The 21,414-nt window shown below is 61.5% G+C and carries 25 protein-coding genes; 15 read left to right on the top strand and 10 right to left on the bottom strand.

Translation table 11 applies throughout. From position 1 onward, the window contains the following. Positions 1-11: 11 nt before the first annotated feature. A complete protein-coding gene (locus C1X29_RS06825; protein WP_039770498.1) occupies positions 12-710 on the top strand; it encodes a response regulator in 699 nt (232 codons plus the stop codon). On the opposite strand, the gene C1X29_RS06830 is transcribed toward C1X29_RS06825, so the two are convergent. Continuing rightward, a complete protein-coding gene (locus tag C1X29_RS06830; protein WP_085607182.1) occupies positions 707-1,744 on the bottom strand; it encodes a patatin-like phospholipase family protein in 1,038 nt (345 codons plus the stop codon). The two genes, C1X29_RS06825 and C1X29_RS06830, sit on opposite strands and share 4 nt — an antisense overlap. A 217-nt stretch (positions 1,745-1,961) precedes the next feature. Here C1X29_RS06830 and C1X29_RS06835 point away from each other — a divergent pair, with 217 nt between their 5' ends. The 3 genes from C1X29_RS06835 (at position 1,962) to C1X29_RS06845 (ending at position 4,001) form a co-directional block, all read left to right on the top strand. Continuing rightward, positions 1,962-2,240: a hypothetical protein gene (locus C1X29_RS06835; protein WP_007950948.1), complete on the top strand. Its 279-nt coding sequence runs from the start codon at positions 1,962-1,964 to the stop codon at positions 2,238-2,240. Positions 2,241-2,317: 77 nt separating this feature from the next. Further along, the gene (locus C1X29_RS06840; protein WP_102717109.1) at positions 2,318-3,085 is read left to right on the top strand and encodes a CHAD domain-containing protein; all 768 of its coding nucleotides are present in this window, start codon (positions 2,318-2,320) and stop codon (positions 3,083-3,085) included. A 121-nt stretch (positions 3,086-3,206) separates the two neighbouring features. Next, on the top strand, positions 3,207-4,001 hold the full coding sequence (locus C1X29_RS06845; RefSeq protein WP_102686467.1) for an acyl-CoA thioesterase II: 795 nt from the start codon (positions 3,207-3,209) through the stop codon (positions 3,999-4,001). Position 4,002: 1 nt separating this feature from the next. On the opposite strand, the gene C1X29_RS06850 is transcribed toward C1X29_RS06845, so the two are convergent. The 3 genes from C1X29_RS06850 to C1X29_RS06860 all read right to left on the bottom strand — a co-directional run bounded on the left by C1X29_RS06850 (position 4,003) and on the right by C1X29_RS06860 (position 6,889). After that, the gene (locus tag C1X29_RS06850; protein WP_085612198.1) at positions 4,003-4,368 is read right to left on the bottom strand and encodes an Mpo1-like protein; all 366 of its coding nucleotides are present in this window, start codon (positions 4,366-4,368) and stop codon (positions 4,003-4,005) included. A gap of 124 nt (positions 4,369-4,492) precedes the next feature. Then, positions 4,493-5,974 carry a methyl-accepting chemotaxis protein gene (locus C1X29_RS06855; RefSeq protein ID WP_085744983.1) on the bottom strand — a complete coding sequence of 494 codons (1,482 nt, stop codon included), beginning with the start codon at positions 5,972-5,974 and terminating at the stop codon, positions 4,493-4,495. Between the two features lie 108 nt (positions 5,975-6,082). Continuing rightward, positions 6,083-6,889 (bottom strand): TatD family hydrolase, encoded by an 807-nt coding sequence (locus C1X29_RS06860; RefSeq protein ID WP_102717110.1) that lies wholly within the window; start codon positions 6,887-6,889, stop codon positions 6,083-6,085. A 236-nt stretch (positions 6,890-7,125) separates the two neighbouring features. On the opposite strand from C1X29_RS06860, the gene C1X29_RS06865 reads away from it, so the two are divergent. The 3 genes from C1X29_RS06865 (at position 7,126) to C1X29_RS06875 (ending at position 9,648) form a co-directional block, all read left to right on the top strand. Continuing rightward, entirely contained in the window at positions 7,126-8,547 is a 1,422-nt protein-coding gene (locus C1X29_RS06865) for a transglycosylase SLT domain-containing protein (protein ID WP_064598358.1), read from the top strand. 107 nt (positions 8,548-8,654) lie between these two features. Further along, the gene (locus C1X29_RS06870) at positions 8,655-9,089 is read left to right on the top strand and encodes a DoxX family protein (protein WP_007950955.1); all 435 of its coding nucleotides are present in this window, start codon (positions 8,655-8,657) and stop codon (positions 9,087-9,089) included. Between the two features lie 250 nt (positions 9,090-9,339). After that, on the top strand, positions 9,340-9,648 hold the full coding sequence (locus C1X29_RS06875; protein WP_085607170.1) for a hypothetical protein: 309 nt from the start codon (positions 9,340-9,342) through the stop codon (positions 9,646-9,648). A gap of 3 nt (positions 9,649-9,651) precedes the next feature. Here the strand turns inward: C1X29_RS06875 and greB are convergent, their stop codons facing one another. From greB to C1X29_RS06890, 3 genes are read right to left on the bottom strand one after another with little or no spacing between them, the layout of a single operon-like run. Continuing rightward, complete coding sequence (gene greB, locus C1X29_RS06880) at positions 9,652-10,149, bottom strand: transcription elongation factor GreB (protein ID WP_039770483.1); 498 nt, start codon at positions 10,147-10,149, stop codon at positions 9,652-9,654. Positions 10,150-10,183: 34 nt separating this feature from the next. Then, complete coding sequence (locus C1X29_RS06885) at positions 10,184-12,688, bottom strand: ABC transporter permease (RefSeq protein WP_102717111.1); 2,505 nt, start codon at positions 12,686-12,688, stop codon at positions 10,184-10,186. After that, a complete protein-coding gene (locus C1X29_RS06890) occupies positions 12,688-13,371 on the bottom strand; it encodes an ABC transporter ATP-binding protein (protein WP_102717112.1) in 684 nt (227 codons plus the stop codon). Before C1X29_RS06890 ends, C1X29_RS06885 begins: the two co-directional genes overlap by 1 nt. 10 nt (positions 13,372-13,381) lie before the next feature. On the opposite strand from C1X29_RS06890, the gene C1X29_RS06895 reads away from it, so the two are divergent. The 3 genes from C1X29_RS06895 (at position 13,382) to C1X29_RS06905 (ending at position 15,460) form a co-directional block, all read left to right on the top strand. Beyond that, on the top strand, positions 13,382-13,987 hold the full coding sequence (locus C1X29_RS06895; RefSeq protein WP_007955652.1) for an arylesterase: 606 nt from the start codon (positions 13,382-13,384) through the stop codon (positions 13,985-13,987). 57 nt (positions 13,988-14,044) lie between these two features. Beyond that, a complete protein-coding gene (locus C1X29_RS06900) occupies positions 14,045-14,338 on the top strand; it encodes a hypothetical protein (protein ID WP_007955656.1) in 294 nt (97 codons plus the stop codon). Positions 14,339-14,488: 150 nt separating this feature from the next. After that, positions 14,489-15,460 (top strand): L,D-transpeptidase family protein, encoded by a 972-nt coding sequence (locus C1X29_RS06905; RefSeq protein WP_085744978.1) that lies wholly within the window; start codon positions 14,489-14,491, stop codon positions 15,458-15,460. A 123-nt stretch (positions 15,461-15,583) separates the two neighbouring features. Here the strand turns inward: C1X29_RS06905 and oprI are convergent, their stop codons facing one another. Continuing rightward, entirely contained in the window at positions 15,584-15,835 is a 252-nt protein-coding gene (gene oprI / locus C1X29_RS06910) for an outer membrane lipoprotei OprI (protein ID WP_003183784.1), read from the bottom strand. A 639-nt stretch (positions 15,836-16,474) separates the two neighbouring features. Here oprI and C1X29_RS06915 point away from each other — a divergent pair. Further along, positions 16,475-16,756: a GNAT family N-acetyltransferase gene (locus tag C1X29_RS06915; protein ID WP_007955658.1), complete on the top strand. Its 282-nt coding sequence runs from the start codon at positions 16,475-16,477 to the stop codon at positions 16,754-16,756. 68 nt (positions 16,757-16,824) lie between these two features. On the opposite strand, the gene C1X29_RS06920 is transcribed toward C1X29_RS06915, so the two are convergent. Beyond that, positions 16,825-17,901, bottom strand: coding sequence for a 3-deoxy-7-phosphoheptulonate synthase (locus C1X29_RS06920; RefSeq protein ID WP_011335309.1), 1,077 nt, complete (start codon positions 17,899-17,901; stop codon positions 16,825-16,827). Between the two features lie 145 nt (positions 17,902-18,046). Then, complete coding sequence (locus C1X29_RS06925; RefSeq protein ID WP_007955677.1) at positions 18,047-18,475, bottom strand: PilZ domain-containing protein; 429 nt, start codon at positions 18,473-18,475, stop codon at positions 18,047-18,049. Here C1X29_RS06925 and C1X29_RS06930 point away from each other — a divergent pair. From C1X29_RS06930 to C1X29_RS06945, 4 genes are all read left to right on the top strand, one after another. Next, positions 18,474-18,860, top strand: coding sequence for a co-chaperone YbbN (locus C1X29_RS06930; protein ID WP_085744977.1), 387 nt, complete (start codon positions 18,474-18,476; stop codon positions 18,858-18,860). The genes C1X29_RS06925 and C1X29_RS06930 overlap by 2 nt on opposite strands. Next, positions 18,857-19,813 carry a putative 2-dehydropantoate 2-reductase gene (locus C1X29_RS06935; RefSeq protein ID WP_173940180.1) on the top strand — a complete coding sequence of 319 codons (957 nt, stop codon included), beginning with the start codon at positions 18,857-18,859 and terminating at the stop codon, positions 19,811-19,813. The genes C1X29_RS06930 and C1X29_RS06935 overlap by 4 nt, the downstream gene beginning before the upstream one ends. Positions 19,814-19,836: 23 nt before the next feature. After that, on the top strand, positions 19,837-20,742 hold the full coding sequence (locus C1X29_RS06940) for a 5'-nucleotidase (protein WP_007955682.1): 906 nt from the start codon (positions 19,837-19,839) through the stop codon (positions 20,740-20,742). A gap of 98 nt (positions 20,743-20,840) precedes the next feature. After that, positions 20,841-21,344, top strand: a complete 504-nt coding sequence (locus C1X29_RS06945; RefSeq protein WP_007955683.1) for a universal stress protein — start codon at positions 20,841-20,843, stop codon at positions 21,342-21,344. Positions 21,345-21,414 lie beyond the last annotated feature (70 nt).

Below are 21,414 nucleotides of genomic sequence, written 5' to 3' on the forward strand. Positions count from 1 at the left end.
GATGTGAATTCATGAGCCAGACCGCGACCATTTTGGTCATTGATGACGAACCGCAGATCCGCAAGTTCCTGCGTATCAGCCTCGCTTCCCAAGGCTACAAAGTGCTGGAGGCCGGCACCGGCGCCGAGGGCCTGGCCCAGGCGGCGCTGAACAAACCGGATCTGCTGGTGCTCGACCTTGGCCTGCCGGACATGGACGGCCAGCAAGTGCTGCGCGAGTTTCGCGAATGGGCCACGGCGCCGGTGCTGGTGCTGTCGGTGCGCGCCAGTGAAGGGCAGAAAGTCCAGGCGCTGGATGGCGGCGCCAATGACTACGTGACCAAGCCGTTCGGCATTCAGGAGTTTCTCGCTCGGGTGCGCGCGTTGCTGCGTCAGGCACCGGCCGGCGAAGCGCAGCAAGCCGCGTTGAATTTCGGCCCGCTGACCGTGGACCTGGCGTATCGCCGCGTGCTGCTCGACGGCGTCGAAGTCGCCCTGACCCGCAAAGAATACGCAGTGCTGGCGCAACTGGCGCGGCATCCGGGGCGGGTGATCACCCAGCAGCAATTGCTCAAGGACATCTGGGGCCCGACTCACACCGAGGATAGTCATTACCTGCGGATCGTCGTCGGGCATCTGCGACAGAAACTGGCGGACGACCCGACCCGACCACGGTTCATCGTGACCGAGGCCGGCGTCGGTTATCGCTTGTTGAGTGAGAGCAGCCTTTAGTTCTGCTCGCTCTCGTAGCGGTCGAGGGTATCCCGGGCAATCTCGCGACCCAGCGCGATCAGCTCCGGCGCCTTGTAGAACTCGAAGAACCGGCACACCCGTTTCGGCACGTTGATCAGGATGTCCGGCGGATACCCGGCGATCTTGTACTGCGCCAGCGAGGTCTGCATCACCTCGAAACTCTGGTTGATCAGGTCGAGCAATGACGCCGGCCCGACGTTATCGATGATGAACGATCCAGTGGCGGATTTCGGTGCGCCGTCGCGCTCAGGGGCGGCGGCCGGTTGCTGGGTTTCCGGCTCGGCGCCTTCGACCCACGGATTGATGTCCGCCGCTTCGGCACGCAGCGCTTCCTGTTCCAGCATCAGCAGTTGCTCGGCCTGTTTGCGGCGGAACGGCATCTTCGAGCCCAACGAATTGATCAGGCTGTCGAAGCGCGTGCGGAACGCGGCGGGCCGCTGGATCACCGGCAGTTTGTAATGGCGCTGGTTGGTCGAGTTGAGATTGACCGCGATGATCAGATCGCAATGGCTCGACACCACCGGCACGATCGGCAAAGGGTTGAGAATGCCGCCGTCCACCAGCATCCGGTTGCCTTGCATCACCGGGGTGAACAGGCTGGGAATCGCCGCCGAGGCGCGCATCGCCTGATGCAGGCAGCCTTCCTGGAACCAGATTTCCTGTTGATTGGTGAGGTCGGCGGCTACGGCGGTGTAGGGGATGCGCAGGTCTTCGATGTTGATCTCGCCGACGATCTTGCGGATCTGGCCGAAGACTTTTTCGCCACGGATCGCACCGAGTCGGAAACTCACATCCACCAGGCGCAACACGTCGAGGTAATCCAGGCTTTCGATCCAGTTGCGGTACTCGTCGAGCTTGCCGGCGGCGTAGATTCCGCCGACCACGGCCCCCATTGAACAGCCGGCAATACAACTGATGTCATAGCCCCGTCGTTCGATCTCTTCAATGACCCCTATATGGGCATAGCCCCGGGCGCCACCGGAGCCCAGCACCAGTGCGACACGCTTTTTCATCCAACTTCCTCCCGACAAGGTTGCACAATGCACCCATCGAGGGCCGGGCTTCAATCGCCGGGGTCGCTAGGGGCGGCGATGGCGTCGTTTTTTCGATACTTCATGACCCGTCGGCGTTATCTTTTGCAGAGCGGTGCAAATGCGGGACGCAAGGCACTTTTTCGCTGCCGCACCGTCTTACCTGCACGACTGTTGACCAATCTTCGAGGTGTGAGTGATGAAAGCCTGGATCTGTGTGCCGTTGATGGCGCTGGCATTGGCCGGTTGCGCCGGCAAGACCGCTTACCGCGACAGCTGCGGCAGCCAGCTGGACGCGGCGTGGCATGAATTGGATCTGGCTAAGGCCGAAGGTTTTGCCGGCACCGTCAGCTATTCCAAGGCGTTGTCGCTGTTGACGGCGGCCAAGACCCAGCAGCAATTCGAAGGGTTTGAAGGCTGCACCAAGAAAGCCGAAAAGGCACGTTTCTACATTCGCGAATCCCGCGCCGGGCGCTAAGCTGCTGACGTGGCGCAAGGGCAGGTCCCTTGCGCAGGTGCACACTCATGCAGCGCCATTGAATTCAGGAGCAAGTAATGTCTGCGTTGGTCGATCGGTTGGTGGCTCATGTCTTGAGCCTGGAAGTCAGGCTGCTGGGCTGTCAGGCCCGTTTGACCGCTCGAACCGACCCTGAAGCACTGCACGATCTGCGCACCACCGTGCGGCGCTTGCGCAGTCTGCTGCGACCGTTGCGCGGCTTGCCCGGTGTCGAGCAACTGGAAAGCGCGGCGGCCAGCGTCGGGCAACTGACCACGCCGTGGCGCGATCGCGAGGTGTTGGCAGCCTGGCTGATCAAACACGATCAGCCCGAAGCCGCGCAGCGCCGCATGGCGCAGATGGCCGAGGCGTACCCGACGCTGGCGGCCAGCGCCGAAGTGGCGTCGCTGTTGATGATCCTCGACGCCTTTCCGCGTTTTCTGCGCGCGTCCCAGCGCCAGGGACTACTCAAGAATCTGGACAGACGCATCGAAAAACGTCTGGGCAAACAATGGAAGAACCTCGATGTGGCGCTGCACGACCCGGCCCATGACCGTCATCGCCTGCGCCTGCTGATCAAGCGCGTGCGTTACGGCATCGAGGCCTATCCTGAACTGGATCGTTTGCCCGAAGCCGCATTACCCCGTTTGAAATCCGCACAAGGCGCCCTCGGTGACTGGCACGATTGCTGGCAATGGCTGGCCCGCGCCGAGCTGGAGCCAGATCTGCAACCCTGCGTCGCCACCTGGCAGGCGACCATGGCCAAGGCCGAAATCAAGGCCGACCGGGTGCTGGAAAAACTCAGCACAGCCTGCTTCAAGTCCTGAAACCCGCTGGCGCGCAGCATCGCTGTCTTATCTGTCAGTCTCTTTGACCGGAATGGACGCTGCGCCGCTCTCCCGCGCTGGTTAAGATCCGGTCATTCCCTTTTTCGTGTCCGAGGTTTCCATGCGCTTTTGCGATCTGATCGATGCTGTCCGTCGTCAACCGGAGGTCACGATTCCGGCGGAGTGGGGGCAGGGCCGGGCCAGTTTTGGCGGATTGGTGGCCGCGCTGCAGTTTGAAGTGATGCGTACCAAGGTGCCTGCCGATCGGCCGGTGCGTTCGCTGGCGATCACTTTCGTCGGCCCGGTCGAGCCCGAAGTGCCGGTGAGCTTTGAAGTCGAAGTACTGCGCGAAGGCAAAGCGGTCAGCCAGGTGCTGGGGCGCGCTGTGCAGAACGGTCAGGTGGTGACGATGGTGCAAGGCAGCTTCGGGGCTTCGCGCTCGTCGGAAGTGGCGGTTGAAGCCTATCCGGCACCGGAGATGAAACACTGGGATGACTGCCAGGAACTGCCGTATATCAAGGGCGTAACCCCCGAGTTCATGCGCCATCTGGCGATGCGCTGGAGTGTCGGCGGCATGCCGTTCACCGGCAATCAATCGCGGCTGATGGGCGGCTGGGTGCGTTTGCGTGGGGATGTGAAGGAAGAGCCGGTCAACGAAGCGCACCTGCTGGCGCTGGTCGATGCCTGGCCGCCCGCGCTGTTGCCGTATCTGAAGAAGCCGGCACCGGGCAGCACGCTGACCTGGACCATCGAATTCGTTCAGCCGTTACGGGATTTGAGTACGCTGGATTTTTGCCAATACCTGGCGGACATCGAGTATGCGGCTGACGGTTACGGGCATGTCGCCGCCAAGCTGTGGAGCGCGAAGGGTGAACTGATTGCCATGAGTCGGCAGACGGTGACGATCTTCGCCTGACTCAATGGCGGCGATGGCGTTCACGCCAGGCGCGAAACCAGCCGCCACTGAGGAAGAACCGCGGAAACGTCAGGAACTGCTCGACCAGCAGACGCGAGACGGCGTCCTTGCGATCACTGAACGGCTCGGAGGCTTGCGCCTCCAGGCTGTGACCGTGACGCTGCAGACCCAGCGCCGCAATGACGCCAATCACGCCGATCGCCACGCTGGCCAGACTCAGGCTGAACACGCCCGAGACGATCAACAGAAACGCGACGATGAACAGCGGCACGGCAATCAGGTGCAGCACCAGATTGGTCGGGTGCTGATGGTTGTTCGGGTACGCGCGCCATTGCCACGCGGGAAGGTTGGGGTGACGTTTGCCCATGTTGCTGCTCCTCGATCCATGTTCGTTCGGTACATGGTTGAAGAATAGGCCGGGGCAGCGAGGGCGGCGAATCAAGGTTGGCTATTGAAGTGATAGGAACAATGGCCATTCTTGATGTTGCCCCCTAGAGCTTCAATTGGCCGATCGCCTTGTTCAATTCCCCGGCCAGTGTCGCCAACTCGTTACTGGTGGTCGCCGAATCCACGGTCTGTTGTACGGTGTTTTCGGTGACATCGCGAATGCTCACTACCGCGCGGTTCATCTCTTCGGCCACCTGACTTTGCTGTTCTGCCGCCACCGCAATCTGCGTGTTGCTCTCGCGCATCTGCGCTACCGCCCCGGTGATTTCCGCCAGCGCTTCGCCGGCTTCTTGCGCCTGCTGCACGCAGTCGTCGGCCTTGTACGAACTCTCCTGCATGAAGTCCACCGCGTCGCGGGTGCCGGCCTGCAACGCCGAGACCATGGTGGTGATCTCATCGGTGGAGGTCTGCACACGTTTGGCAAGGTTGCGCACCTCGTCGGCGACCACCGCAAACCCGCGACCCATTTCCCCGGCACGGGCCGCTTCGATGGCGGCGTTGAGCGCCAGCAGATTGGTTTGTTCGGCGATGCTGTGGATCACGCTGACCACGCCGTTGATCTTTTGGCTGTCCTCGGCCAGACGCTGGATCATCTCGGCGGTCTGCTGCACGCCGCTGGACAGGCCGGCAATCGAAGTCTGCACCCGGCTCACCACTTGCTGGCCACTGCCGGCCAGGCCGTCGGCGGTCTGCGACAGGTCGCGAGTGGCGCCGGCGTGCTGGGCGATGTGGTAGACGGTGGCGGTCATTTCGTTGATCGCCGTGGCGGCCTGATCGGTTTCGCTCTGCTGGCCGAGCATGCCGTGACGTACTTCGTTCATGCTCGACGCCAGTCGCGCGGCACCGACGTCGAGTTGCCGCGCGGTGTTGGCCACGGTGGTCACTACTCGCTGATAACCAGCCTGCATCGCATTGAACGCGTTGGCCATCTGACCGACTTCATCCTTGCAGGCCAGCGGCACCCGGGCGGCAAGGTCGCCGGTTTTCTCCACGTGCAGCATCACGTCCTTGAGCGTATTGAGCTGACTGAGCAGAAAGCGGATCAACAATTGTGAAGCGCCGAGCATCGCCAGCATCAGGATGAACACCGCCACCGCGTAGTTGGCGAAGCGCTCGCTGAACACCTGGCTGAGGCTTGGGGCATAGGCGATCACGGCGACCTGCTGACCATCGGCACGGCTGAAGACCTCGGCGCCGAGCAGCGGGTTTTCACCGAACAACGGCAAGTGACTGATCTCGATCCAGCCGTTGCTGTCGGTGATCTCCAGCAGCGGTTGATCGTTGAGGCGCGGCGCTTCGCCGCGTTTGAAAGTCAGCACTTGATCGGATTTGGGCAGCGCCTGCCCGGCCGGCCAGGCCTTGAGCAATTGCGCCTGGGCCTGGGCCGAAGTTTGCGCGGCGTGGCTGCGGGCCTGTTGTTCGAGCTGCACGGCGTACAGCACCAGCAACAGGGTGGTGACAAAGGCGACCGCGTTGACCGCCCAGAATTTGTATTTCAGCGAGATATTGCTAAGCCAGGCACCCATGGAGGTCTTCTCTGATAGCGGAAACAGTTTTGGCAAGGTGCCATTATTGTGCCGCTACGCAGGTGTCCGGATCTTGATGTGCATCAACAACTGATGCATTGGCCTCGGCTAGGGCAGGGTAGGTAAACCGTAGAAAGCACGTGCGCAAGCGGTGGTGTGGGCCGCCAGGTCTGCTTCGGTCTCGCCTCGATGCAACGCCACTTCACGCAGCACTTCGGTCAGATACGCCGGCTCGTTGCGGCCGTTTTTCGGCTTCGGCCGCAACGTGCGCGGCAGCAGGTACGGTGCATCGCTTTCCAGCATCAGGCGACCGCGCTTGATCTCCTTCACCAGCGGATGCAAATGGGTGCCGCGACGCTCGTCGCAGATCCAGCCGGTGATGCCGATGTGCAGATCCAGATCGAGGTAGCTGAACAGGGCTTTCTGCTCGCCGGTGAAGCAATGCACCACGGCGGCGGGCAAGCGGTCGCGGAAGTCACGGAGGATGTCCAGCAGGCGCTGGCTCGCATCACGCTCGTGCAGGAACACCGGCAATTGCAGTTCGGCAGCCAGCGCCAGATGTTCTTCGAGGACTTTTTCCTGCTGCGGGCGCGGCGAAAAATCACGGTTGAAATCCAGCCCGCATTCGCCCACCGCGACCATGTTCGATTCCTGCAGCAGACTGCGCAGACGCCGCGCGCTGTCGGCGTTCCAGTCGCTGGCCGAATGCGGGTGAATGCCGGCGGTGGCGAACAGTCGCTGGCCGTCAGGATCCAGTTGCTGGCATAGCTCCAGTGCCTGTTCGCTGCCTTCGACGCTGGTGCCGGTCAGCACCAGTTGGCAGACTCCGGCCGCATAGGCGCGGTCGAGCACGGCCTGGTGTTTGTCGGCGAAACTGGGGTTGGTCAGGTTGACGCCGATATCGATGAGTTGCATGGTGCTACCTCGGGCCGAAGGCCGGAAAGCATATCAGAGCTGTAGATTTATAAGAAAAGCCAAGAACTACAACGGCTTATGGCTGTCTGTTGAGGCCGCGAGGCAGGCTGGGGTGGCAGAGTTGCCATCACTGTGCCAGTCTCTCGCACTTTATCAGCGCTCCAGGCGCTCTGTTTTCGTCGGTGTTTTGCGACCGCTCAGCGGTGAAAACGCCCCGTATTCTTTCCGGAGAGTGGATGGTTCGTCCCTCGGTTTTGCTCCTGCTGTGTGGTTCGCTGCTGCTGCCGATGACGGCGGTCGCGCGGCTGCCCGGGCCGCTGCAAGCCGTGCCGGCCGCCAAGGTTCGCGACCTGACCGAAATCCGCAGCAGCCGCGTGCTGCGGGTGCTGGTCAACCAGAGCCGCAACAGCTCCGGCGAAGTCCAGGGCCAGGCCATCGGCATCGAATACCACCGGCTGCGCGCCTTCGAGCAATACCTCAATGGCCACGCCCGCGACGGCCAGGAAATCACCCTCAAGATCATCCCCAAAGCCAAGGATCAATTGCTCGGCGCGCTGCAGCGTGGCGAAGGCGATCTTGTTGCGCCAGGCGAACTGCTCGAGTTGCAACCCGGCCACGCGGTCGCCAGCAGCGAGCCGATCGCCAGCAACGTGCCGCTGGTGCTGGTCGGCATCAAGGGTGAAAAGCGCTACACCAAGGTCGAGCAACTGGCCGGCAAAACCCTGGCGCTGCCCACCGGCAGTGCGGCGGGGGAGGCGGTCAGCCAGCTCAACCAGAAACTGGCGCTGCACAAGCTGGCGCCGATCAAGATTGAATGGGTCGATCCGACGCTGGCGGTCGAGGATGTGCTGGAAATGGTTCAGGGCGGGATCTTCCACCTGACTATCGTCGAGCAACCGATTGCCGAGCGGTGGGGCAAGATCCTGCCCAAGCTGCGTTTCGACCGTCAGGTGATGATCAGCGAACCGGGCGAGGAATACTGGTTCGTGCGCCGTGATGCGTCGATGTTGCGTGCCAGCATCGACCGCTTCCTGACCGGCTACAAAAAACCATCGAACGAAGATGCGGCGTTCCTGCGGATCTACCGCCGTCTGTATCAAGTGCACTATCCGTTGGCCAAGGCTGACCGTCAGCGCCTGGAAAAACTGCGACCGACCCTGCAGAAACACGCCGAAGCGCAAAACATGGACTGGCTCAACCTGGCGGCGCTGGCCTTCAAGGAGTCGGCGCTACAGCCCAACGCGCGCAGCGGCAGCGGGCCGACCGGGCTGATGCAGATCACCCCGTCCGCGGCGCAGCGGGTTGGCGTCAACAATATCCAGAATCTCGATGCGAATGTGCAGGCCGGGGCCAAGTACCTGGCGATGATTCGCCGCAAGTTCTTCAACAGCCCGAAACTCAACGAGCGCGAGCGCATGGCGTTCACTTTGGCGGCGTACAACATCGGCCCGGAGCGGGTACAGGGCATGCGTGCCGAGGCACGACGTCGCGGCCTGAATCCCAACCAATGGTTCTTTCAGGTCGAGCGCATCGCCATGGAGCAGGTGGGAATGGGCGCCGTCAGCTATGTTAATAGCGTGAACAAGTATTACTTGGCGTTCGACCGGGAGCGGGAGTCGTTGGAGCCCGGGGGGCAGAAAGTGGTTTCACGCAAATGATCAAAAAAGTTGATTGTTATGGCGGAATTTTTGCGCTTTTAACATGAAAATAACTGATTAATATAGCGGCCAACCAACAAGCACTTCTGACAACAAGGAAACGCAACATGAGCTCTCTGATCAACAAGGTTCTGTTCACCCGCGCCGGCTACGGTCTGACCATTCTGCGCATTGCCGTCGGCGTGATCTTCGCCGCCCACGGCTCGCAGAAACTCTTCGGCCTCTTCGGTGGCTACGGCCTGGCGGGCACTGCGCAATACATGGAAAGCATCGGCCTGACCCCGGGTTACCTGATGGCCACCTTGGCCGGCGGTACCGAGTTCTTCGCCGGTCTGGCGCTGATCATCGGCCTGCTGGTTCGCCCGGCGGCACTGGGCCTGACCTTCCTGTCGCTGGTGGCGATCTTCACCGTGCACATCAGCAACGGTCTGTTCATGGCCAACAACGGTTACGAGTTCGCTCTGGCCCTGCTCGGCGGTAGCCTCGCGGTGCTGATCGAAGGCGCCGGCAAGCTCTCGGTGGATCGCGCCATCGCCGGGTGAAGGCTCTGGCTCAAGCAAAAGGCCCGCATTGTGCGGGCCTTTTTTGTTGCGGCTGATTCTTGACACTGGCCGGTCACGTTCTCTAGGATGCCGCTCATGCGCCGATTTAAACAGCTACTTGCGGGGCGCCAGGTGACTATTCTTCAGTTGCCGTCAGAAGCCGGAACAGGGCTTCGAAATACCGCTAAAGCGCTGGTTCGGTGTTGCCTCTCACCTGCCATGCAGACTTTTGAGGCAGAGACACGACACGATGAATGCACTACGCCCTCCAGCACGTCCCGCGCCGATCACGGCACACATCACCCAGCGCAATCCGAAAATCCTGCTTGGCGGCAAACATCAGCCGACGCTGTTGCGTTATCTCGATGGCTGGCCACGCCGCAGCGGCGGTCCTGCCGCCTTCCTGATCCAGTTCGTTGAAGACGGTGAGTCGCTGGCGCGTTTTGCCGATGACAGTTTCGATCTGGCCGTCATTCAGGCCCCGAGCCTTGAAGAGGCGCCGGAAATGATTCGCCAACTGACCCGCGTCGCACGCCAAGGCCTGATCACCCGGCGCTGAGCGTCAGGGATATTCGATCGCCACGATGTAGACGAACTGTTCGCCGGTCGGCGTCTGTACCCGCACTTCAGCATCCAGCGCCTTGCCGATCAGGGCGCGGGCCAGCGGTGAGTCGATGCTGATCAGGCCGAGTTTCAGGTCCAGTTCGTCCGGGCCGACGATGCGATAGCGCGATTGTTTGCCGTCTTCGTCTTCGATGGTCACCCAGGCGCCGAAGTAGACCTTGTTCGGATCACTCGGTTTTTCGCTGACCACTTTCAACGCCTCAAGGCGTTTGGTGAGAAAACGCACGCGGCTGTCGATCTCGCGCAGCATTTTCTTGCCGTAGGTGTACTCGGCATTTTCCGAACGATCACCCTGAGCCGCCGCTTCGCTGACCGACTGCGTCACCTGCGGACGGCGCACATGCCACAGCTCATGGAATTCGGCGCGCATCCGCGCTTCACCTTCGGGGGTGATCAGCGCGGTGCCGGCGGTGCGGGGAGGGCGATAACGGCTCATGGCGACTTCTTGTGATTAAGACGGCTGGAGTCTATCAACCCTCGCGTAACACTGTCAGCGGGCTGGCGTTCAGCGCACGCCGCGTGCCGAATACCCCGGCGCCACCAATCAGCGCCGCGCCGATCAACGGCAACAGCAGCAACCACGGATGGGGATGCCACGGCAGGTCGAAGGCGAAGCGATACAGCACCAGACTCACCACTTCCGAACCGATCGCCGCGAGCAATCCGCTGACTGCGCCGAGCAAGCCGAACTCGATCCGTCGCGCCTTGATCAGCAACTGCCGCTCGGCCCCCAGCGCACGCAACAGCGCACCCTGGCGAATGCGCTCATCCAGGGTTGCCTGCAAACCGGAAAACAGCACCGCCATCCCCGCCGCCAACACAAACAACAACACATACTCCACCGCCAGGGTGACCTGGGCAAGGATGCTGCGCAGCTGTTCGAGCAAGGCTTCGACCTGCAGGATGGTCACTGCCGGGAATGCTCGGGACAGCTCGACAATCTGCTGATCGTGACCGGGTGCCAGATAGAAGCTGGTCAGGTAGGTCGCCGGCAGATCCTTCAGGGTGCCGGGCTGGAAGATCATGAAGAAGTTCGGCTGGAAGTTGTCCCAGTTGATCTCCCGCAAACTGGTGACCTTCGCTTCGCGATTGACCCCGCCGACGCTGAACACCATGTGATCGCCGAGTTTGAGCTTGAGACTCTCGGCCACCTTGCCTTCCACCGAAACGCCCGGAACGTCATCCGAAGGTTGCCCGGTCCACCACGAACCGGCGGTGATCTTGTTGCCCGCCGGCAGATCCGCCGCCCAGGTCAGGCTCAGGTCGCGCTGGATCGCGCGGTCGCCGGCCGAATCCTTGCTGACGATCTGCTGCACCGCTTCGCCATTGATGCTGATCAGCCGTCCCGGTACCACCGGATACAACGGCGCGGCCTGGGCCGAGACATTGATCAGGTGATCGGTGAAGGCCTGTTTGTCGGCCGGCAGGATGTTCAGGGCGAAATAGTTGGGTGCGTTCTTCGGCAACTGGTTTTGCCAGGTGTCGAGCAGTTCACCGCGCAGCAGTGCAATCAACGCCATGGACAGCAGAATCAGCCCGAAGGCCAATGACTGGCCAGCCGCCGCCAAAGGATGGCGCAACAACTGACCCAGCCCGAGACGCCACGGCAAGGACGCGCGCGCAAGCAGGCGACGCAGGCTTTGCAGCAGCAACAGCAGCAAGCCGCCGAGCACCAGCGCGGCGACCACACCGCCGCCGAGCAGGGCGAACGTCAGCAGCAGGTCCAGACTCAGGCGCCACATGATCAACCCGAGCGCGCCGAGTGCCGCGCCATAGACCATCCAGGTGCTCGATGGAATCGGCAGCATGTCCCGGCGCAATACCCGCAACGGAGGCACGCGGCCCAGTGCGGCGAGCGGCGGCAGGGCGAAACCGGCCAGTGCCACCAGCCCGGTACCGATGCCGGCCAGCGCCGGCAGCAAGCCACCCGGCGGTACGTCGGTCGGCAGCAGATCATGCAGCAGCGCGAACAATCCCAATTGCGCGAGCCAGCCGAGCAGGGCACCGCTGAGGCTGGCGAGCAGGCCGAGCACCGTCAGTTGCATACTGAACAGCACCAGGGTTTCCCGGCGCGACAAGCCCAGGCAACGCAGCAGGGCGCTGGCATCGAAACGCCGGCTGGCGAAGCGGTTCGCCGATAGCGCCACCGCGACACCGGCCAGAAGCACGGCAACCAGACTGGCCATGTTCAGATAGCGTTCGGCCTTGCCCAGTGCACCGCCGATCTGCCGGTTGCCATCGCGGGCATCCTGAATCCGCTGGTTGGCGGCGAGTCCCGGTTTGATTAGCTGGCGATAGGTTTCCAGCGCCTGCGGCTCTCCGCGCCACAGTTCTCGGTAACTCACCCGGCTGCCGGGTTGCACCACGCCGGTCGCGGCGAGGTCGTCGAGGTTGATCAGCACCCGTGGCGTCAGGCTGTAGAAGTTGCCGGCGCGATCCGGTTCGTAGGTCAGCACTCGCGTCAGTTTCAACGTCTTCATGCCGACGTCGATGCTGTCGCCGATCTTCAGGTCCAGCGCCGTCAGCAGGCGCGCTTCGACCCAGGCTTCACCGGGCTGCGGCTCGCCTCCCGTTTCTTCTGTCGCGTAAGGGGCGAGAGCGCTTTTCAGCTCGCCGCGCAGCGGATAGGCGCGGTCGACCGCTTTGATGCTGGAGAGCTGAATGCCGTTGTCCGTGGCGATGACGCTGGAAAACTCCACCACCTGCGCATGATCCAGACGCAGCTCGGTGCCGCTCCGGATCTGTTCCGGCCGGGCCGGCGAACTGCCTTCGAGCGACAGGTCGGCGCCTAAAAACTCGGTGGCGCGCAGCATCATCGCGCCGTTGAGGCGGGCACCGAAATAGCCGATCGCGGTACTCGCCGCGACTGCCACGACCAAGGCGAAAAACAGTACCCGCAGTTCACCGGCGCGGGCATCGCGCATCAGTTGGCGCAGGGCGAGACTGAACAGACGCAACAGCGGCAGACGTGCCATCAAGGCTCCAGAGGGGCGACCAACAGGCCGGCTTCAAGACGGATCAGACGCCGGCAACGATGGGCCAGGCGTTCGTCGTGGGTCACCAGCACCAGGGTGGTGCCGCGTTCCTTGTTCAATTCGAACAGCAAGTCGCTGATGCGCTCGCCGGTGTGGCTGTCGAGGTTGCCGGTGGGTTCGTCGGCGAACAGCACGTCCGGCTCGGCGGCGAACGCCCGGGCAATCGCCACGCGCTGCTGCTCACCACCGGAGAGCTGGCGTGGCGAGTGAGTCAGGCGCTGGCCAAGGCCGACCCGTTGCAGCAATCCGGTGGCGCGGCTTCGAGCGTCTTTGCGGCCGTCGAGCTCCAGCGGCAGCATGACGTTTTCCAGCGCGTTGAGGCTGTCCAGCAGCTGGAACGACTGAAAGACGAAGCCTACGTGTTCGGCGCGAATGCGCGCGCGCTGATCTTCGTCGAGATTGCTCAGGCCTTGCCCGGCGAGCGTTACTTCGCCGCTGCTCGGCAGGTCAAGGCCCGCGAGCAGACCGAGCAGGGTGGATTTGCCGGAACCGGACGCGCCGACGATGGCCAGGCTGTCGCCCTTGTTCAGTTCCAGGCTGAGTTCGTGCAGGATGGTCAGTTCACCTTCCGCGCTGGGAACCACTTTGCTAAGGTTCTTCGCGGTGAGAATGCTTGCGCCCATGGAGAATCCGATGCGTGTGTGGTTTTTGAGTGCTGGCCTGGCCTTGATGTGCATGGCCCAGAACGCAGCGGCGGGTACAGTCCTGATCGTTGGCGATAGTATCAGCGCCGGTTTCGGACTGGATACCCGGCTGGGGTGGGTGTCGTTGCTCGAACAGCGGCTCAAGACCGAAGGTTTTGACGACAAAGTGGTCAATGCGTCCATCAGTGGCGACACCAGTGCCGGAGGCCAGGCGCGGCTGCCTGCGCTGCTTGCAGAGCACAAACCGGAACTGGTGATCCTCGAATTGGGCGGCAACGATGGCCTGCGCGGAATGCCGCCGACGCAATTGCAACAAAATCTTGCTTCGATGATCGACAGCTCCCGCCAAAGCGGTGCCAAGGTGCTGTTGCTCGGCATGCAGTTGCCGCCCAACTACGGCAAGCGCTACACCGATGCCTTTGCCGAGGTCTACGGCAAGCTCGCCGAGGAGAAAAAAATCCCGCTGGTGCCGTTTTTCCTCGACGGTGTGGGCGGGCATCCGGACTTGATGCAGGCCGACGGTCTGCACCCGGCGGCCGGGGCTCAGGGCAAGTTGCTGGAAAATGTCTGGCCGACGCTAAAACCGCTGTTATGAGGCTTTTCTAGCGGCAGGCTTTCGGCTAATGTGGCGCCCCCTAATTTGGAGCCCCCGATGCCGCGTTCTGCCTGGTCCCTGTTCGCCTACCAACTGATCGAGCCTGACGAACAGTTGGATCTGTTCGCCTGCCAGGAAGTGCGAGTGCATCTGGTGACCCGTCAACTGGAGCTCGGTGGCTCGGCTGACCGAACCCTGTGCGGCAGTCTGCTGCCGGCGCAACCGCGCTGGTCGAGCGTGGATCGCCGGGTGTTCCAGGATCAGCGCCTGTGTTCGCTGTGCCGGGCGATCCTCGAATCGCAGAAGCGCGGCACCTCGCCGATCTGGCCCGAGTTGCGATTCGAGCTTTAAGCGCAGGCATCTTCCGAATGCAGTCCGGGCGGGCGGCAGCTTCAATCATGAAGAGTTTGCCAGCCCATCGGCGCATCTCCCCGAATTCTCTGGACGCGGTGTACAATCGCGTTCTTATTACCCTTGTCGATCTTGCGAAGGATTCTCCGGATGTTGCCGCGTTTTCCTGCCGTCACCCGCTGCCTGTCTCTTGCCGCCCTGTGTGTGGCCGGTCCCGTTGCTGCACTGGAGTTTCCCCTGCCACCACCCGGTGAAGACATCATCGGCCAGGTGCAGGTGATCAAGGCCAAGTACGAAGACACCTTTGCCGATCTGGGCACCACCTACGATCTGGGCTATTCGGAAATGGTCGCGGCCAACCCGGGCGTCGATGCCTGGTTGCCGGGCGCCGGCACCGAAGTGGTCCTGCCGACCCGCTTCATCCTGCCACCGGGCCCGCGCGAAGGCATCGTGATCAACCTGGCCGAATACCGCCTCTACTACTACCCGAAAGGCCGGAACGTGGTGTACACCTTCCCGCTGGGTATCGGCCGTGAAGGCTGGGGCTCGCCGATCGCGCACACCACGATCACCGCGAAGACGCCGAATCCGACCTGGACGCCGCCTGCCTCGATCAAGGCCGAGCACGCTGCCGACGGTGATCCGCTGCCGAACGTGGTGCCGGCCGGTCCTGACAACCCGCTGGGGCCGTTCAAGTTCACCCTGGGCACGCCGGGCTACCTGATCCACGGTTCGAACAAGAAGTTCGGCATCGGCATGCGCACCAGCCACGGCTGCTTCCGCATGTTCAACAACAACGTGCTGGAAATGGCCGGCATGGTGCCGGTGGGGACTTCGGTGCGGATTCTCAACGACGCGTACAAGTTCGGTCGCAGTGGCGGCAAGATCTACCTGGAAGCGCACACGCCGATCGACGACAAGGGCAACCCGTCGGTGGTCGACAAGCACACCGCCGTGATCAACGCGATGCTCAAGCGTGAAGACATCACCAACAACCTGCGCATGGACTGGGATGTGGTGCGTGATGTGGTGGCGGCTGAAGATGGCCTGCCAACCGAAATCGGCACGCCGAATACTTCGGCACCGATGGTCTCCAGCGCACCGATCGACCTGCAGCAATAAGCTGAAAGACAAAACCCGCCGAGGCTTGCGCAGCGGCGGGTTTTTTATTGCCCGCAGAAAACTGCAGGCACAAAAAAGCCGACCCAAAAAATGGGTCGGCTTGATAACAATCCCGAAGGACTATTACTTGCGGCTAGCTTTTTCCAGCATGCGCAGAGCACGCTCGTTAGCTTCGTCAGCAGTCTGTTGTGCTTTTTGAGCAGCAGCCAGAGCTTCATCAGCTTTACGGTAAGCTTCGTCTGCACGAGCCTGGGAGCGAGCAGCTGCGTCTTCAGTAGCGGTCAGACGTGCTTCGGTTTCTTTCGATGCGCTGCTGCAACCGGTAGCCAGAACTGCGGCCAGAGCCAGAGCAGAGAATTTCAGAACGTTGTTCATCGTGTTCCCCTTCAAGGACTTTCAATTAAGTGGCTGTCTCCTCCGATTGAGGAAATAGCCGGCGTACATACTACCCATTACTTGTAGTAAGTAAACTGACGTGAGGCAAGAAGCAAAAAAAATTGTAGGCGTTGATTCTTTTTCGAGCAACTTTTAACTGGGCTGTATAAAAAATATCCAGCTGTAAGGCGCGAGATGAGCGAGTTATTGAGAAAAAGTTCCCGTTGTCGTGCGCTGTTTTGCAGGTAACGGCTAAAGTGCGTCTATATGGATTCGTCCACACTTTTGTTGCGAATTTGCGCAGCGCCTCGCATATCTTTGTCCATCTTGAGGTGACTTTAAAACGGGGGGCTCGTCTTAAGTCTCAACATCCGGCGATGTTCAGCCTTTTGGCTCGGGAAGATTGTCTCCCGAACCCGCCCTGAGTCCACCGGAACTGCCCCCCGTCAATCTGCGTGATGACGAGCGTACCTTGAGCATTTTCGCCAATGGTGCCTACTATTTGATACGTGCTCGGGTTGCGCGAGATCGGTGCAGTTCTTCTCGGTGTCCATCAGGCACGGGGTGGCGTAGATGTTCCTTCGCCGGGAAAACATCGGTAAGGTAGGGGTCAGAATTCGAGACCCGCGAGGAGTAGTGATGAGCGAGGCGTTGTCCATCCACCATGACCAGGCTGGTCATCAGTTCGAGACCAATGTGGACGGTCATCGTGCCTACCTGACCTATATGGATCTGGGGAAACAGACCCTGGATATCTACCGCACCTTCGTGCCCAACGCGTTGCGTGGCCGAGGCATCGCGGCAGCCCTGACCGAACGGGCGTTGCAGTACGCCGATGAAATGGGCTACACGGTCATTCCATCGTGCTCCTACGTGGAGCGCTACATGGAGCGTCACCAGCGGCGCACCGCCAAGATCTGACTGACCTCACCGCACACACAAAAACGCCGGGCAATGCCCGGCGTTTTTTTATGCCTGCGAAACGGCTGTCAGCCGCGCTGACGTTTCGGCAGGACATCCTTGAGCTTGGCGTGCATGCTGCGCAAGGTGTTTTCGGTAGCGGACCAGTCGATGCAGGCATCGGTGATCGACACGCCGTATTGCAGGTCGGCGAGGTCTTTCGGGATCGCCTGGCAGCCCCAGTTCAGGTGACTCTCGACCATCAGGCCGATGATCGACTGGTTGCCTTCGAGAATCTGGTTGGCGACGTTCTCCATCACCAGCGGTTGCAGGGCCGGATCCTTGTTGGAGTTGGCGTGGCTGCAATCGACCATGATGTTCGGCTTGATCTTGGCCTTGTTCAGCGCCTGCTCGCACAGGGCGACGCTGACCGAATCGTAGTTCGGCTTGCCGTTGCCACCGCGCAGCACCACGTGACCGTAGGCGTTGCCCTTGGTGGTGACGATCGACACGCCACCTTCCTGGTTGATGCCCAGGAAACGGTGCGGGCTGGAAACCGACTGCAAGGCGTTGATCGCCACGGTCAGGCCGCCGTCGGTGCCGTTCTTGAAACCGACCGCCGAGGACAGGCCGGAAGCCATTTCTCGGTGGGTCTGGGATTCGGTGGTGCGTGCGCCGATGGCCGACCAGCTGATCAGGTCCTGCAGATACTGCGGGGAGATCGGGTCGAGGGCTTCGGTCGCGGTCGGCAGGCCTTTCTCGGCCAGGTCCAGCAGCAACTGGCGACCGATGTGCAGACCGTCCTGGATCTTGAACGAGTCATCCAGGTACGGGTCGTTGATCAGGCCTTTCCAGCCGACGGTGGTCCGTGGCTTTTCGAAATACACGCGCATGACCAGATACAGGGTGTCCGAGACTTCTGCCGCCAGCACCTTCAGGCGATCGGCATATTCGTGGGCAGCCTTGATGTCGTGGATCGAGCAGGGGCCGATCACCACGAACAGACGATGGTCGGTGCCATCGAGAATGTTGCGGATGACCTCGCGACCCTTGGTGACGGTGCGCAGGGCAGCGTCGCTCAGAGGGATATCACGCTTGAGCTGATCGGGAGTGATCAGGGTCTCGTTGGAAGCGACGTTCAGGTCGTTGATCGGTAAATCAGCCATCGTTTACTCGTCAGGTCACGGGTGCCGGCCGCCAGCGATCCCCGCGCGGCGGAGCACAGCGGATTTAAGCGCGTCGGGGAGCCGAACCTTATCGCGTTAGACGCCTGCTAGACAATGGGCAAGTAACTGTTCAGTCCAGCTATGGTTACGCGAAAGCCTTGCGAACGCTGTCGTGGGAGAACTCTTCGGCGTGTTGTTCGACCCATTGCAGGGCTCGCGCCTGGATATCCTGCAGGTCATCGTGGGCATCGTTGATTCGGCAATAGCGCTCGATCTGACACACCTGCTCACCCATTCGCGCGCTGAACAGCGTCTGCTCATCAGTGAATGCAATGCCGACCAGATAACCTTTTTTGCGACGCAGGCACCAGGCCACATAGCCCGGATAGGCGAAATCGGCATTGATGGTCGGCATGCGCACCTGCAAGGCGGTGCCATGGCGCCAGGCACGGTGGTAATTGCAAGCGATGCCGCCGAGGCTGATAGTGTGCAGCCGTTGACGCGAAATACACTCCGGTGTGAGCAAGGTCAGTTCAACGGGCACATCATCCGGATGAGGAATAAACCGTCCCATGAGCACAGACTCCCTGTGTCGGCCATTTGACATTGTTTCCCCCAGTATAGTGGTCGAATCGCAGCTGACCGATTTTGACGCCGACCAACGGCTGCTGGCGATGAACGGCGTTTCGCTGGTGATTTTCACCAGCGTTGGCTGCGCCAGTTGCCGCTATGCCCGCGAAGTGTTGCCGGGGCTCGATCTTGCCGTCGATCGCGTGTGCTGGATCGATGCCGGCGACAACGGCGGACTGGTCGAGCGTTATCAGGTCTTTCATTTGCCGGCGCTGTTTGTGGTGCGCGACGGCGAGTTCTTTGGGGCAGTGCACACGCGCCTGAATGTCGATGAGCTGAACGCAGCCGTGGCGCAGGCGCTGGGTCGAATTGCAGAGGAGTTGCCGTGATGGGAGCAGTGAACAAACCGGTGGTGGGGATTATCGGCACCGGCGCCATCGGAGGGTTTTACGGGGTGATGCTGGCCCGGGCCGGGTTCGATGTGCACTTTCTGTTGCGCAGTGAATTTTCCGCAGTCGCCGAGGGCGGCTTGCAGGTGGACAGCGCCGTGCATGGCGCCTTGACGCTGAACCCGGTGCAGGCCTATTCGTCGGCAGAAGACATGCCGCCCTGCGACTGGCTGCTGGTCGGCGCCAAGACCACCAGCAATGCCGGGCTGGCACCGTCGATCATTCAGGCGGCGAAACCCGACGCGAAAGTGCTGGTGCTGCAAAACGGCCTCGACGTCGAAGACAGCTTGCGTGCGTTTTTGCCCGACTCCCTGCATTTGCTGGGCGGTTTGTGCCTGATCTGCGTCCACCGCGAAGGGGCGGGGCAGATCACCCATCAGGCGCTGGGGGCGGTGAACGTCGGTTACCACAGCGGTCCGGCACCGGATGATGCGGCGCGCATGGCAATCGTCGAAGAGGGCGCCGGCCTGTTCCGCGCCGCCGGTCTCGATTCCCAGGCGATGCCGAACCTGCATCAGGCGCGCTGGCAGAAACTGGTTTGGAACATTCCCTACAACGGGCTTTCGGTGTTGCTCGGTGCCGGCACCACGCCGTTGATGGCCGACACTGACAGCCGCGCACTGATTCAGGCGCTGATGGCTGAAGTGGTGCAGGGCGCCAAGGCCTGCGGTCACGACATGCCGCCCGGTTACGCCGAATACCTGTTCATGATGACCGAGAAAATGCCCGACTATTGGCCGAGCATGTACCACGACTTTTTGCACAAGCGACCGCTGGAGCTCGAGGCGATCTACGCTCGTCCTTTGGCGGCGGCAAAAGCGGCAGGCTGCGAGTTGCCGCGAATCGAATCGTTGTATCGCACATTGAGCTTTATCGACCGGCGTAACGTTTAAACCGGTCGCACTGGGGGAAAGGCATGGCCAAGAACATCGATGACAAACTGGTGCTGGCGATCTCGTCCCGTGCCCTGTTCGACCTGAGCGAAAGCCACAAGGTGTATGAGTCGAGTGGCGTCGAAGCCTACCGGCAATATCAGATCGATCACGAAGACGAAATTCTCGCGCCGGGCGATGCCTTTCCGCTGGTGGAAAAACTGCTCAACCTCAACAGTCGCCTCGGCCGCGCCCGGGTCGAGGTGATTCTGGTGTCGCGCAACAGTGCTGATACCGGCCTGCGCGTCTTCAACTCCATTGGTCATTACGGCCTGGCGATTTCCCGCGCGGCGTTCGTCGGCGGGCGCAGTCCTTATCCGTATCTGAAGGCCTTTGGTTGCGATCTGTTTCTCTCCACCCATGCCGAAGATGTGCGCGCTGCGCTGGATGCCGGTTTCGCGGCGGCGACCATTCTGTCCGGCGGCGCCAGTCGTGCGGCCAGCGATGAGTTGCGCATCGCCTTCGACGGTGACGCCGTGCTGTTTTCCGACGAATCGGAGCGCGTCTATCAATCCGGTGGCCTCGAAGCCTTCCAGGCCAAGGAGCGTGAATCCGCTCGCGAACCGTTGCGCGGCGGGCCATTCAAGGGCTTTCTCGCGGCGCTCAATCTGTTGCAGCGCGAGTTCTCCGATGAGGAGTGCCCGATCCGCACCGCGCTGGTCACTGCGCGTTCGGCGCCGGCCCATGAGCGGGTGATCCGCACACTGCGCGAGTGGGACATTCGTCTGGACGAGTCGCTGTTTCTCGGTGGCCTGACCAAATCGGCGTTCCTCGAAGCCTTCGCCGCCGACGTGTTTTTCGACGATCAGGCCGGCCACTGCGAGCTGGCCCGGGAAGTCGTGGCGACCGGTCACGTGCCCCACGGCATCAGCAACGAACCGGCGGTCTAAAGCCCACGTGGTTCAAGACGTTGCGTCGCACGCCGTAGTCGTCAAGGCACTGCTAAGCTGAATCAAATCTCCGCCATGTTGGCACGCGAGGAGGTCATATGATTCGTTCGATGCTGTATGCCACTGACCTCGGTCTGTACGCACCGTTAGTGATGCAGCATGCCCTGGCAATGGCGCGAACGTTCAATGCCGATCTGTACGTGGTGCACGCGGTGGAACCCATGGGGCTGTTTGCCGAATCGGTGTTGCAGAGCTATCTCGACGAACAGGCGTTGAACGAATTTCACAGTCAGGGTCTGAAAACCGTCATCGCCAATATCGAGCAGCGGGTGCTCGACAGTTTTCGTGAAGAACTGGGGGACGAGGGCGAGCAGGACTTGCAGCGGATACGCGCGGTGCGGGTGCTGCAGGGCGATCCGTCACAGGTGATTCTCGATCAGGTACAGAAACTCTCCGTCGATTTGCTGATCGTAGGAAGTCACAGCCACGGGGTCGGGGCGGAAACACCTTTGGGGCGAACGGCGGCCCGGCTGCTGCAATTGTCCAAGGTGCCGGTTTATCTGGTGCCGCTGGTGGAGCGTCGGCGTCGGGAGGATCGCTGAGGCAGGAATAATGGCACTTTGATAAAAAAGTTCTAGATTTATTCTTCAAACCATTAATATAGTTATATAC

This window comes from Pseudomonas sp. GW456-12-10-14-LB2 (genome assembly GCF_002884345.1).
Lineage (GTDB): Bacteria > Pseudomonadota > Gammaproteobacteria > Pseudomonadales > Pseudomonadaceae > Aquipseudomonas > Aquipseudomonas paraglycinae.

What these genes read in the sequence shown, in the direction of transcription:
- C1X29_RS06870 (WP_007950955.1), top strand. Translation starts at nt 8,655, where the DNA reads ATGAGCTCTCTGATCAACAAGGTTCTGTTCACCCGCGCCGGCTACGGT.
- C1X29_RS06945 (WP_007955683.1), top strand. Translation starts at nt 20,841, where the DNA reads ATGATTCGTTCGATGCTGTATGCCACTGACCTCGGTCTGTACGCACCG.
- C1X29_RS06860 (WP_102717110.1), bottom strand. Translation starts at nt 6,889, where the DNA reads ATGCAACTCATCGATATCGGCGTCAACCTGACCAACCCCAGTTTCGCC.
- C1X29_RS06915 (WP_007955658.1), top strand. Translation starts at nt 16,475, where the DNA reads ATGAGCGAGGCGTTGTCCATCCACCATGACCAGGCTGGTCATCAGTTC.
- C1X29_RS06830 (WP_085607182.1), bottom strand. Translation starts at nt 1,744, where the DNA reads ATGAAAAAGCGTGTCGCACTGGTGCTGGGCTCCGGTGGCGCCCGGGGC.
- C1X29_RS06890 (WP_102717112.1), bottom strand. Translation starts at nt 13,371, where the DNA reads ATGGGCGCAAGCATTCTCACCGCGAAGAACCTTAGCAAAGTGGTTCCC.
- C1X29_RS06920 (WP_011335309.1), bottom strand. Translation starts at nt 17,901, where the DNA reads ATGGCTGATTTACCGATCAACGACCTGAACGTCGCTTCCAACGAGACC.
- C1X29_RS06875 (WP_085607170.1), top strand. Translation starts at nt 9,340, where the DNA reads ATGAATGCACTACGCCCTCCAGCACGTCCCGCGCCGATCACGGCACAC.
- oprI (WP_003183784.1), bottom strand. Translation starts at nt 15,835, where the DNA reads ATGAACAACGTTCTGAAATTCTCTGCTCTGGCTCTGGCCGCAGTTCTG.
- C1X29_RS06905 (WP_085744978.1), top strand. Translation starts at nt 14,489, where the DNA reads ATGTTGCCGCGTTTTCCTGCCGTCACCCGCTGCCTGTCTCTTGCCGCC.
- C1X29_RS06855 (WP_085744983.1), bottom strand. Translation starts at nt 5,974, where the DNA reads ATGGGTGCCTGGCTTAGCAATATCTCGCTGAAATACAAATTCTGGGCG.
- C1X29_RS06840 (WP_102717109.1), top strand. Translation starts at nt 2,318, where the DNA reads ATGTCTGCGTTGGTCGATCGGTTGGTGGCTCATGTCTTGAGCCTGGAA.
- C1X29_RS06895 (WP_007955652.1), top strand. Translation starts at nt 13,382, where the DNA reads ATGCGTGTGTGGTTTTTGAGTGCTGGCCTGGCCTTGATGTGCATGGCC.
- C1X29_RS06940 (WP_007955682.1), top strand. Translation starts at nt 19,837, where the DNA reads ATGGCCAAGAACATCGATGACAAACTGGTGCTGGCGATCTCGTCCCGT.
- C1X29_RS06865 (WP_064598358.1), top strand. Translation starts at nt 7,126, where the DNA reads ATGGTTCGTCCCTCGGTTTTGCTCCTGCTGTGTGGTTCGCTGCTGCTG.
- C1X29_RS06885 (WP_102717111.1), bottom strand. Translation starts at nt 12,688, where the DNA reads ATGGCACGTCTGCCGCTGTTGCGTCTGTTCAGTCTCGCCCTGCGCCAA.
- C1X29_RS06835 (WP_007950948.1), top strand. Translation starts at nt 1,962, where the DNA reads ATGAAAGCCTGGATCTGTGTGCCGTTGATGGCGCTGGCATTGGCCGGT.
- C1X29_RS06825 (WP_039770498.1), top strand. Translation starts at nt 12, where the DNA reads ATGAGCCAGACCGCGACCATTTTGGTCATTGATGACGAACCGCAGATC.
- C1X29_RS06900 (WP_007955656.1), top strand. Translation starts at nt 14,045, where the DNA reads ATGCCGCGTTCTGCCTGGTCCCTGTTCGCCTACCAACTGATCGAGCCT.
- C1X29_RS06930 (WP_085744977.1), top strand. Translation starts at nt 18,474, where the DNA reads ATGAGCACAGACTCCCTGTGTCGGCCATTTGACATTGTTTCCCCCAGT.
- C1X29_RS06850 (WP_085612198.1), bottom strand. Translation starts at nt 4,368, where the DNA reads ATGGGCAAACGTCACCCCAACCTTCCCGCGTGGCAATGGCGCGCGTAC.
- greB (WP_039770483.1), bottom strand. Translation starts at nt 10,149, where the DNA reads ATGAGCCGTTATCGCCCTCCCCGCACCGCCGGCACCGCGCTGATCACC.
- C1X29_RS06925 (WP_007955677.1), bottom strand. Translation starts at nt 18,475, where the DNA reads ATGGGACGGTTTATTCCTCATCCGGATGATGTGCCCGTTGAACTGACC.
- C1X29_RS06845 (WP_102686467.1), top strand. Translation starts at nt 3,207, where the DNA reads ATGCGCTTTTGCGATCTGATCGATGCTGTCCGTCGTCAACCGGAGGTC.